10 protein-coding genes are annotated in these 11,421 nt (G+C 43.9%); 6 read left to right on the forward strand and 4 right to left on the reverse strand.

The window, feature by feature from the left end; translation table 11 throughout:
- Positions 1–64: 64 nt before the first annotated feature.
- Complete coding sequence (locus IM507_RS01150) at positions 65–2,635, reverse strand: TIGR03960 family B12-binding radical SAM protein (RefSeq protein WP_069474212.1); 2,571 nt, start codon at positions 2,633–2,635, stop codon at positions 65–67.
- Positions 2,636–2,877: 242 nt separating this feature from the next.
- Between IM507_RS01150 and IM507_RS01155 the strand changes: the two genes are divergently transcribed.
- From IM507_RS01155 to IM507_RS01180, 6 genes are all read left to right on the forward strand, one after another.
- Positions 2,878–3,660 carry an ABC transporter ATP-binding protein gene (locus tag IM507_RS01155; protein ID WP_002739028.1) on the forward strand — a complete coding sequence of 261 codons (783 nt, stop codon included), beginning with the start codon at positions 2,878–2,880 and terminating at the stop codon, positions 3,658–3,660.
- Between the two features lie 46 nt (positions 3,661–3,706).
- Positions 3,707–5,041, forward strand: coding sequence for an MlaD family protein (locus tag IM507_RS01160; protein WP_123231224.1), 1,335 nt, complete (start codon positions 3,707–3,709; stop codon positions 5,039–5,041).
- 107 nt (positions 5,042–5,148) lie between these two features.
- Positions 5,149–6,252: a non-hydrolyzing UDP-N-acetylglucosamine 2-epimerase gene (gene wecB, locus IM507_RS01165; protein ID WP_287636361.1), complete on the forward strand. Its 1,104-nt coding sequence runs from the start codon at positions 5,149–5,151 to the stop codon at positions 6,250–6,252.
- Between the two features lie 3 nt (positions 6,253–6,255).
- Positions 6,256–6,741 carry a crossover junction endodeoxyribonuclease RuvC gene (locus IM507_RS01170; RefSeq protein WP_069474209.1) on the forward strand — a complete coding sequence of 162 codons (486 nt, stop codon included), beginning with the start codon at positions 6,256–6,258 and terminating at the stop codon, positions 6,739–6,741.
- 108 nt (positions 6,742–6,849) lie between these two features.
- A complete protein-coding gene (locus IM507_RS01175; protein WP_232306098.1) occupies positions 6,850–7,194 on the forward strand; it encodes a type II toxin-antitoxin system RelE/ParE family toxin in 345 nt (114 codons plus the stop codon).
- A complete protein-coding gene (locus IM507_RS01180; protein WP_002752110.1) occupies positions 7,191–7,514 on the forward strand; it encodes a helix-turn-helix domain-containing protein in 324 nt (107 codons plus the stop codon). The genes IM507_RS01175 and IM507_RS01180 overlap by 4 nt, the downstream gene beginning before the upstream one ends.
- Here the strand turns inward: IM507_RS01180 and secF are convergent.
- From secF to IM507_RS01195, 3 genes are all read right to left on the reverse strand, one after another.
- A complete protein-coding gene (secF, locus tag IM507_RS01185) occupies positions 7,511–8,443 on the reverse strand; it encodes a protein translocase subunit SecF (RefSeq protein WP_069474208.1) in 933 nt (310 codons plus the stop codon). The genes IM507_RS01180 and secF overlap by 4 nt on opposite strands.
- 174 nt (positions 8,444–8,617) lie before the next feature.
- Complete coding sequence (secD, locus tag IM507_RS01190; protein WP_002738599.1) at positions 8,618–10,024, reverse strand: protein translocase subunit SecD; 1,407 nt, start codon at positions 10,022–10,024, stop codon at positions 8,618–8,620.
- 26 nt (positions 10,025–10,050) lie between these two features.
- The gene (locus tag IM507_RS01195; protein WP_002742584.1) at positions 10,051–11,034 is read right to left on the reverse strand and encodes an alpha-ketoacid dehydrogenase subunit beta; all 984 of its coding nucleotides are present in this window, start codon (positions 11,032–11,034) and stop codon (positions 10,051–10,053) included.
- Positions 11,035–11,421 lie beyond the last annotated feature (387 nt).

The raw sequence follows: 11,421 nt of genomic DNA on the forward strand, positions 1-11,421 counted from the left end.
AATTAGTCGATCAAGATTAGCTGACTTTCTGGGGTTAGAGCATAAAGGGAACAATTTACGATGGTTAAGCTCCTAAAATCAAGCGCTGACGATGAAAATTAAGCAGCGAAATCTCTTGGCCAGAAACCCTTTCTAACATCTCGACGATATGATCGGGCTGTAGTAAAGTGCCATCATTGCGACAACTGCCCACATAGCACAAAACGGCTTGTTTGTCAACAGTTTTTAACTCTAATTCATATAATTGTTCTCGCAGATTAATCGTGACTTTTTTGCCGGATTTGGTGGTTTTTTCCCGTTCCATCACCGTTGCTTGTTTAATTGCCTCGATCCAATTTTGCCACTGTTGGCAGTCAATTCCCTCGCTATTAAAAGTGAGCAAATACTCGGCTTTTTCTAACACACGGGTGGCAGCAGGAGCATTTAAGGGAATTTCTTCCACCTGATAAACCGGCAAATCTGCGGGTAATTGTGCGGTTAACTGCTGTTTAAACGTCTCTAAATCCATCACTTTTGTCAATTCAAAATCGACAATCTCACCGCTACTGGTTGCTCCCAAGGATAAAGCATTGGCGATCGAAATGCGCGGACCGGGGTGAAATCCACCAGTAAAGGAAATGGGAATAGCAGCCCGACGGACGACGCGATCAAATAAACGCACCAGATCCAAGTGGCTAACTAGAGCCATTTCGCCAATTTTGCCAAACCAAACCCGAATTCTTTGGGTGCGTTCTTGATTGGGTTGAAAATGTCCGGCAAAAGCGGGAATCGGGGGCGCTTCAATGACGATATTATGACCAAAATCGACGCTACAAACGCCACAATGGGAACAACCCTCAAAAGAACAATCGGGAACCGTTGCCGCGTCTAGAGCGCGTTTTAAGTCCTCCTCTAGCCATTTTTTATCGATACCGGTATCCAGATGATCCCAGGGCAAAGGACGCTCTAAAATATCTTTGTCTGTATCGGCAAAAATATTCCATTCTCCCTGTTCTATCTGACGATATTTCCAGGTTAAACCGGATTCTTCGATCGCCTGTGACCATGCTTGATAGGCTTTTTCCGTATTATCCCACCAAGCATCCATCCCGGCTCCCAATTGCCAAGCGCGCAGCACCACTTTCCCTAAACTTCTGTCACCGCGACCGATAAAATCTTCCATAGCCGAGATGCGGACATCGGTATAATTGACTTTTACCCCTCTCATGCCTTGGAATTCCTGTCTTAATAACTCCTGTTTGCGGATAAATTCGGCCGTGGAGACGGAATGCCACTGGAAGGGGGTATGGGGTTTAGGGGTAAAATTCGAGATAGTTAGGGTAAAATCGAGGGGTTTCCGCTTCGGTAAACGACATTCCCGACGCAACCAGCGCACCGTTTCCACGATACCGATGACATCCACATCGGTTTCCCCCGGCAAACCGATCATAAAATAGAGTTTGACCTTATCCCAACCCTGTTCGACGGCAGTTTTTATCCCTCTGAGTAATTCTTCGTTGGTTAACCCTTTGTTAATCACATCGCGCATTCGTTGGGTTCCCGCTTCCGGTGCAAAGGTTAAACCCGATTGACGATTGCCCCCAATTATGTTAGCAATATTTTCGTCAAAGCGATCGACTCTTTGACTGGGTAAGGATAGAGATATATTCTCATTCTGGAGACGGTTTTTAATCTCCATACCCACGGCAGGTAAAGCTAGATAATCGGAGCAACTGAGAGATAATAGAGAAAATTCGTTATATCCCGTCGCTCGCATTCCTTTTTCAATCGATTCGATGACTGCTTCCGGTTGCACATCCCGCGCAGGACGGGTTAACATCCCCGGTTGACAAAAACGACATCCCCGAGTGCAACCGCGACGAATTTCCACCACTAGGCGATCATGGACTGTTTCGACGAAGGGAACTAAACCGATAGAATAGGCTGGGATAGGAGTGGCTACCCGGCGTAAAATTCTTTGCGGTACATCGTCACGATTGGGGATAACTGCACCGATTGGGGTGACATCGTAGAAACGCGGCACATATACCCCCGGAATTTGGGCTAAATCTAGCAATAGTTCTTCTTTGCTTAGATTAGCTAGTTTACCTTCTTCTAAAATTAAACCGATTTCTGGCAATAATTCTTCGCCATCACCAAGGGCGATAAAATCAAAAAAGTCGGCGTAGGGTTCGGGGTTAGAGGTGGCAGTTTGTCCCCCGGCAAAAATTAGCGGATAGTTACCCGCATCTCTTGCTCTCCAAGTCAAGGGAATTGCCGCTAGGTCGAGCATTTCTAAAATATTGGTGGCTCCTAGCTCATAACTGAGACTAAAACCCAGAATATCAAAATCTGTGAGGCAACGACGGGATTCTAGGGCAAATAAGGGGGTTTTTGTCTGTTTGAGTTTTTGGGCTAAATCCGGTGCGGGTAAATAAGTGCGATCGCAGAGTTGGCGGGGTTGTGCATTGAGGATATTGTAGAGGATAATATGGCCGAGGTTAGATGCCCCCACTTCGTACACTTCCGGATAGGTTAACACCCAACGAACCAGCGCACTTGCCCATTCTTTATGTTTAGCACCTAACTCGTTGCCCAAATAACGCGCTGGTCGAAAAATGTCGGGGGTAAGCAGTTGGTCTAAAGCAATAGTCACGGCAATCTACCTCAGATATCGTCAGCAATGGGTGCTTTTCTACTATAGCAGCCAGAATCGAGTCAGTATTCAGGAGTCAGTATTCAGGAGACAGGAGATAGGAGATAGGAGACAGGAGATAGGAGGCAGCTTTATTCTCCCCACACCCCACTTCCCCACACCCCACACCCCACACCCCACACCCCACACCCCACTTCCCCATCTCCCTAAAATTCCAGAGGTTATAAGATAATTAAGCGACGATGAAAGAACCGTTAATTGAATTGAGAGGAGTATCGAAAAGATTCGGGGATAATGTTATTCTCGACGGATTAGATTTAACCATTTATCGAGGGGAGGCCCTGGTAATTATCGGGCCGTCGGGGACGGGAAAATCAACGGTTTTACGGTTAATTGCGGGATTAACGGGGATAAATGCGGGAGAAATTCGTATTAAAGGCCAATTGCGTCAGGGATTGCTAGAAGATGGTCGAGAAGCGATGCGAACTTCCTTAGTTTTTCAACAAACAGCCCTGTTTGATTCTCTCACCGTCGGGGAAAATGTCGGTTTTTATCTCTACGAACAAACTAACTTAAAAAAAGCCATAATTAGGGAATTAGTGGAAAAAAGCTTGGAAATGGTCGGTTTACAGGGAATTAGTGACCTTTATCCCTCGGAACTATCGGGGGGAATGCGTAAACGGGTGGCTTTTGCCCGCGCTATTATCACTAATCCCGATAATCCGGCTGATAATCCTGAATTACTGCTGTATGATGAACCTACCGCCGGATTAGACCCAATAGCTTCTACAATTATCGAGGATCTAGTGCGGACTCTCCATGAAAAATCGGGGTCTGCGAACACTTATGTGATGGTTTCTCACCAACAAAGCACCATCCGACGCACCGCCGATCGAGTAGTATTTCTCTATCAGGGAAAAGTGCAATGGCAGGGATTAGTGGCAGATATCGATCGTACCGATCATCCCATGATCCGGCAATTTTTTAGCGCCAGCATTGAAGGCCCGATTAGGACAATCGTTTAAGCTAGATTAAGCTAAATTAAGAACTATCGAGAATGAGAGAAAAATCATGCAGAGTTCGCGAGCTTTACGGGAAGGAAGACTAGGTTTGTTTGCCCTAGGCGGATTATTGGTCTTTGGGGTGCTCGCTATCTGGGTTCGCGGGGGGGGATTTGGTCAAAGAACCTATCAATTAATCTTCGAGTTTGCCGACGTGGAAGGGTTACAAGTCGGGGCGCCGGTGCGTTTTCGCGGGGTGAGAGTGGGAAGAATTACGAGTTTTATCCCGGGAAGCAATCAAGTGGAAGTTATTGCCGAAATCGCTTCTGCTACTTTAGTTATGCCTAGGAAGGTAACTGTTACTACCAATCTTTCCGGATTAATTGGGGAGGCAGCCATCGATATCACTCCCTTAGTTTCTTTAAGTGCTGAGGCCAAAAATCTCGACCCTCTTAGTCCCGACTGTGATCAACAGTTAATTCTCTGTAATAATACTCGTTTACAGGGGACAACAGGAACACAATTAATGTCTAGTGTTGGTCGTTTAGTGGATACTTTTACCAGTCCTGAATTTGTGGGTAATCTCAATGATGTCACCAAAAATACCGCTATAGCAGCTCAAAAAATCGCCCGTTTATCCGATGATACCTCTCAGACTATCCGTAATGCCCAAAGAGAAATCTCTCGTCTATCTTTGGAATTAGCTACCACCAGTCGCTCGGTCACTAATACGGCTAATAATGCCTCCCGTTTTGTCAATACTTTAGATAATACCGTTCAGGAAAATCGCAGTCAAATCAGCAGGACTTTTCAACAATCCTCCCAATTAGTCGCTAATCTCAATGCTGTTCTCAGCGAAAATCGGGGACAAATTGTTAATACTCTCGATAATATTAATCAAGCTAGTTTAGGTATTGGTAGTCTCGCTAATAATCTCAATAATACCGCCCTGAGGTTGAATGCTGGTTTAGATGAAATTGATACTAAACAAGTCATGCAAAATATCGAGACGATTTTGAATAACGCGGTGGAGACATCGAATAATTTACGAGAAATTACTAAAACTATTAACGATCCTGCTACAATAGTCCTGCTGCAAAAAACTCTCGAATCCGCTAGGGTGACTTTTGAAAATACTCAAAAAATCACCTCCGATATCGATGAGTTAATCGGTGATCCCCAATTTCGCGAGAATTTAAGACGTTTAATCGATGGCTTAAGTAATTTGCTTTCTTCTGGGGAACAATTAGAATATAATTTGCGTATCGCTCAAACTTTAGATACCATGACTCAAGAGTTAGCCAAACAAAAAGTTTTGACCATCTCTCGACCTTCTTTAAATCCTCAGCAAATGCAACTCTATCCCCAAGTTATTGTTCAACAAACCCCCACCGGTGAAAAATGACAAAACAGCACAATTCAATAGATTTTCATGGATCATTCAACAGTAATCAGTGAACTGAAAACTCACATCTGATAACTGATAACTGATAACTGATAACTGATAATAATATGTCGAAATCAATTTGTATTACTCTTGGAACTCGTCCCGAAGCGATTAAATTAGCTCCCGTTATTCGTGCTTTTCAAGAATCGGAACAGTTTCAAACCCATGTAATTCTGACGGGACAGCATAAAGAAATGGTAGCGCAGGTGATGGAATTATTTGCTTTAAAAGCAGATGAAAATCTCGATATTATGCAAACCCGTCAAACCTTAACTGATATTACTTGCCGCAGTTTACGCGGTTTAGAAACGGTCTTTGAGCGCATAAAACCAGATTTAATTATTGTGCAAGGTGATACTACTACTGCTTTTGCTGCTGCTTTAGCGGCTTTTTATCAACAAATTCCTATCGCTCATGTGGAAGCAGGATTAAGAACTAATGATATCTATAATCCCTATCCCGAAGAAGCTAATCGCCGCCTAATTTCTCAACTGACTACCCTACATTTTGCTCCCACTACTTTAGCCGTGGAAAATTTACAAAAATCTGGGGTGACAGGAAATATTCACCACACCGGTAATACAGTTATTGATGCTTTATTAACCGTAGCCAAAACCGCCCCAGAATGTCAAATTGCGGGCTTAAATTGGTCAGATTATCGGGTTTTATTAGCCACGGTTCACCGCCGGGAAAATTGGGGCGAACCCTTACAGGATATTATCAAAGGATTCACTTTGTTGTTAGAAAAATATACCGATACCGCCCTATTATTACCCCTCCATCGCAATCCCACCGTCCGAGAACCAATAAAGTCCGCTTTGGGCAATCATCCCAGGGTATTTTTAACTGAACCTCTCGATTATGCCGAGTTAGTGGGGGCGATTCAACGCTGTTATTTATTATTAACTGATTCTGGAGGCATTCAAGAAGAAGCACCGAGTTTAGGAAAACCGGTTTTAGTATTGCGAGAAACCACAGAAAGACCGGAAGCAGTGCAAGCGGGAACAGCGAAATTAATTGGGACTAATCCGGAGCAAATTTTAGCCGCAGCGGGAGAATTATTAAGGGATAAAATCGCCTATGATCGTATGGCTAATGCCATTAATCCTTTTGGAGATGGACAAGCATCCCAAAGAATCCTCCAAATCGTCCAAGATTTTTTGGCTTAATCTATGACTACTTGGTTGGGTATCGACCCCGGATTAGCGATTGTCGGTTGGGCTATTCTCCGGGATAATAGTGAGTTAGTGCCGATCTTAGTCGATTACGGCACGATCGAAACTTCTAAAAATCTTTCTACTGCCCAGCGTTTGATCGAAATTGAACGGGATTTAAAGGAGTTAATCGCAGAATATAAACCGGGGGAAATTGCCGTGGAAATGCCCTTTTTTAACCGGCAAATCAAGGCAGCCGGTGGAGTCCTGCAAGCATTGGGAATTATCAATCTGGTTAGCTGTCGCGATGGAGGAATTGAACCGATTTTCCTCCATCAAGCTAGTTGGAAATGTCATCTCGGCCATGGTAAAGCCACTAAAGCTGAGGTGGCTGAACAAATTAAGTATTTATTCGGATTGACAAAAATGCCTATTAATGATGCTGTAGATGCTATAGCGATCGCATACGCTGCTTTCAGTGGCGTTCGCAATCAAATCTCTTGAAGCAATTTGACGAAATTGGCGCAAAAATTTAGCTGACAACTAAAAGCCATCTTTGGATTTAGTATAATGGGGCTTGACAGGTGGTATCAGTTATATCACCATAAGCGAATGCGTAATACCCGTCCTATATCTTGGATTAAAGCGGCACGGAAAGATTTTCAAAAGTTTCCCAAGGAAGCCCAAGAAATTGTACTTGACGCTTTAACTATTGCAGCAGAAGGGGCAAAATCATCCCTAACCAAGCCTTTTAAGGGGATAGGTTCTGGTGTGTTCGAGATTGCTCTACCTTTCAAGGGGGATGCCTATCGAACTATTTATGCTGTCCAGTTAGGTGAGGCTATCTGGGTGATTCATGCCTTCCAGAAAAAATCCCCAAAAGGGATCAAAACACCACAGCAAGAAGTCGAAGTTATCAAAGCACGGCTCAAGCGATTGAAGGAGGAACTCTCATGAGTGAAGAACAATTTGAACTGGTACAAGGTAGCGGGAATGTGTACCGCGATTTTGGCGATGTAGATGCGGACGTGCGACAAGCGAAAGCACTGCTTGCTGCTGAAATTATCAAGGTTCTGGAGAAGGAAGACTTATCAACCCGCGATGCTCAAGTGCGAACTGGAATTAATCACAGTGAATTTGTCCAGATTCGCCGTGCTAATTTGGGACGCTTTACTATTGACCGTTTGATATCAATTTTGGGTCGTCTCAATCAACAGGTTGAAATTACTATTACGACCCATCCAAGAACCACTGATTCTTCACCAATGGCATCCTAACTGTAATTGAGTGTGGGTCGATGGGAACGACCGCGCCACCAAGCTAGTAGGGTACTAGCGATAAAAATACTCGAATAGGCCCCCGCTACAAAACCAATAATTAAAGCTAGGGCAAAATATTTTAAGGTCGTGCCACCAAAGAGAAAAATCGCCACCAGAGGCAATAAAGTAGTCAGGGTGGTATTAATTGAACGAGTTAGGGTTTGACTCACCGCATTATCGACAATTTCATCCACGGATAATTCGGGGGTATTAGCAAAATTTTCCCGCACGCGATCATAAATTACCACTGTGTCATTAACAGAAAAGCCCACAATTGTCAAGAGGGAAACCAAAAATAAACTATCCACTTCTACCCCCGCAATTAAGCCTAAAACCGCAAAGACCCCTAAAGTGATCAAAACGTCGTGCAGCAGGGCGACAATGGCAAAAAAAGCGTAATCCCGTTGAAAACGGAAGCTTAGATAGACAGCAATGCCAAAAAAGGAAACTAATAAAGCTAAAAATCCCGACCTAAATAATTCTTGACCGATGGTGGGACCAACTGTATCGATTTGACTGGTTTCGGGGTCAAAGGCTCCGATTTTCTGGTTTAAGGTGTCGAGTAATTTTGTTCTCTGTTCTTCTGCCAGGGTTTTCGTCCGCACCGATAAAGTATATTTATCCAACACCTGCACACTACTGTTACCCAATCCCTCCTCGTCTAAAATCCCTTGCACTTCGGCAGTAGTTAAAGGTTTCTCACAGGTATTCTTTTTGGCACAAGCTAATTCTATCTGAATTCTCGTGCCACCAACAAAATCTAAACTCGGTCGCAAAGGCGCTTGAATAGTGAACCAAGAAATTACCATGGCCAAAATACTACCAATCGTCAGCAGGGCCGAGACTGTCCACCAAAAATTACGCTGTTTTGTAACGTTAAATGCCATATTTTTAAAGGAAAAAGGAAAAAAGGAAAAAAGGAAAAAAGGGATTTGGGGAGTGGGTTATGGTAATCGGTGGGTTACGGCGAATCAGAAATTATTGGTCAACAGCATAACTTATCGTCGCCTAACCCACCCTACTGATAACTGGTAACTGGTAACTGATAACTGATAACTGAATTATTGGTTTGCCGGTAAATTAGGGCAGAAAAGTTGGGGTTTTTGGCGAATGCTAGGGACGCTTAACACAGTGATTAACAGGAGAGTACGACTACAGGTTAAAGCGGTAAACATACTCACAGCTACCCCAATGGCTAAAGTTAAAGCAAAACCCTTGACTAATCCCGAACCCAACCAAAATAGGGCAGCACAGGCGATTAAAGTAGTGACATTACTATCAAGAATACTGGAAAAAGCCCGGTAAAATCCCGACTCCACTGCCCGAAATAGGGATTTTCCGGCCCTTAATTCCTCCCTGGTACGCTCAAAAATCAGTACATTTGCATCAACTGCCATGCCGATACTGAGGATAAATCCGGCAATACCGGGTAACGTCATCGTGACTCCCACTAGGGCAAAAGCCCCCAGAGAGAGAATAGTATAGATAATCAGGGAAACATCGGCAATAATCCCGGGTAAACGGTAATAAACCGCCATGAAGATTAAAACTAACAGTAAACCCACTAAACCGGCGTAGATACTGCGACGGATGCTGTCCTGGCCTAAAGTTGCCCCGACGGTGCGAATTTCTTCCACTTTAACGGGGAAAGGTAGAGAACCACCGCGCAATTGAATCGCTAGATCGTTGGCAGTTTCGGCGGTAAAATTACCAGTAATTACGGCCCGGCCTCCTGTAATTCCCGTTTGGGCAAACTGCACATCAACCACAGGGGCGCTAATTAATTCATTATCGAGGAAAATCCCAATACTGCGACCAGTACCTGCGATCGCTTTAGTCAGTTCGGCGAATTTACTGCCCCCTTCCGAGTCGAAAGTAATGGCCACTTCCCAGTTAGTGCCTTGGGTGGAACTAATAGTGGCATTTTGCAGATTTTTTCCAGTTAAGTCCACCGATTCAAATAAATTTAAAATTGCCTCTTTAGATTTCTGGAGAGATTGTTCTAGTTCGGCAATTTTAGCGGCATTTTCGGGTTTATTCTCGGCTTTGAGGGCGGCTAATTCCGCTTTTTTTTGTTGAAAAATTGAATATTCAGCCCGAAATTCTCCTTCTGTACCTTGTTTTTGCTGACGAAATTCTAATTGGGCCTGAACATTTAAGTTTCTCTCAGCTTCTTTGGGATCTGTGACCCCGGGTAGTTGCACGATTACCTGATTTTTACTGTCCACAGTCTGCACTAATGATTCAGAAACACCGAGGGCATTAACGCGATTTTCAATCACATTTTGTACGGCTTTTAAATCATTAGGTTGAATGGTTGTCACGGTTTCAGTGGGTTTAACCTGAATGGTTAATTGACTACCCCCGCGCAGGTCTAAACCTAATTGTAGGGGTAACTTAATCAGGATAAAGATCGAGGCAACAACTAGGCCGACGATCAGTAACAATAACCAATTTTGTCTCTGCATAACTTCAGTATCAAAAGGAGAATTTGTTAAATGCGATCACCGACCATTTTTTGGACAGCTTCGACAATTTGATTAGGTTGAATAATCGTCAATCTTTCTAGATTACCGTTATAAGGCGTGGGGATATCTTGGGAAGATAATCTTAACACGGGGGCATCTAATTCATCGAATAACTGCTCGTTAATTAAAGCAATTAACTCGGAAGCAATTCCCGCCGTTTTCATACATTCTTCCACGATAATCACCCTATGAGTCTTGCGAATCGAAGCGGCAATCGTCTCCATATCAAAGGGTTTCAGAGAAATTAAATCGATAATTTCTGGATCATAGCCATCTTTTTCTAACTGTTTTAATGCCTGTAAACAGTGATGACGCATACGCGAATAGGTGAGAATAGTTATATCTTCTCCCTTGCGAACGATTTCCGCCTTATCGAGGGGTAAAAGATACTCGCTATCAGGTAAATTTTCCTTAAGATTATAGAGAAGAACGTGTTCAAAGAAAAGCACGGGGTTATTATCTCTAATCGCCGATTTTAATAAACCTTTGGCATTGTAGGGAGTGGAACAAGCGACAATTTTTAGTCCGGGTACCGCGTGAAAATAGGCCTCTAAACGTTGGGAATGTTCCGCACCTAATTGTCTGCCCACACCCCCCGGACCACGGATAACCATGGGGATTTTAAAATTACCGCCGGAAGTATAACGTAACATCCCGGCATTGTTGGCAATTTGGTTAAAGGCAAGCAGAAGAAAACCCATATTCATGCCTTCAATAATCGGACGTAATCCCGTCATGGCTGCCCCCACTGCCATGCCCGTAAAACTATTTTCAGCGATGGGAGTATCTAAAACCCTTAAATCGCCATATTTTTTGTAGAGATCTTTGGTAACTTTGTAGGAACCGCCGTAATGACCCACATCTTCACCCAAAACAAATACTGTCTGGTCCCGGCCCATTTCCTCATCGATCGCCTGTCGCAAAGCATTAAATAATAGGGTTTCTGCCATATCAAGTCCCCGCTTACAATTCGGTCATCTTATCACTAAACTTATTATCTTACCCCTTTTCTGGTCCGAGGGAATAGGAAGTGGGGAAGTGGGGAAGTGGGGAGGTGGGGAAGTGGGGAAGAACGTAGGTTGGGTTGAAGCATGAAACCCAACGCCCGATTATGTTACGCTACCGCTAACCCATCCTACAAATAATTTTGCCTCCCTACTGATGAATAAAAACAATTTTGACATCCTCACCGCCGTAAACGGACGGCGATTCCCAAACCTCACGATTTAGGTTTCTGCTTCTTTCCCTTGCGGGGTTCCGCACCTGCCTTAACAGATTTACTCTGTTCTGGTCTTATGGTCGCTCTACAGACTGACACCGCAAGCCCTGCGGCCAAA

The organism is Microcystis sp. M20BS1 (assembly GCF_020245305.1).
Lineage (GTDB): Bacteria > Cyanobacteriota > Cyanobacteriia > Cyanobacteriales > Microcystaceae > Microcystis > Microcystis ichthyoblabe_A.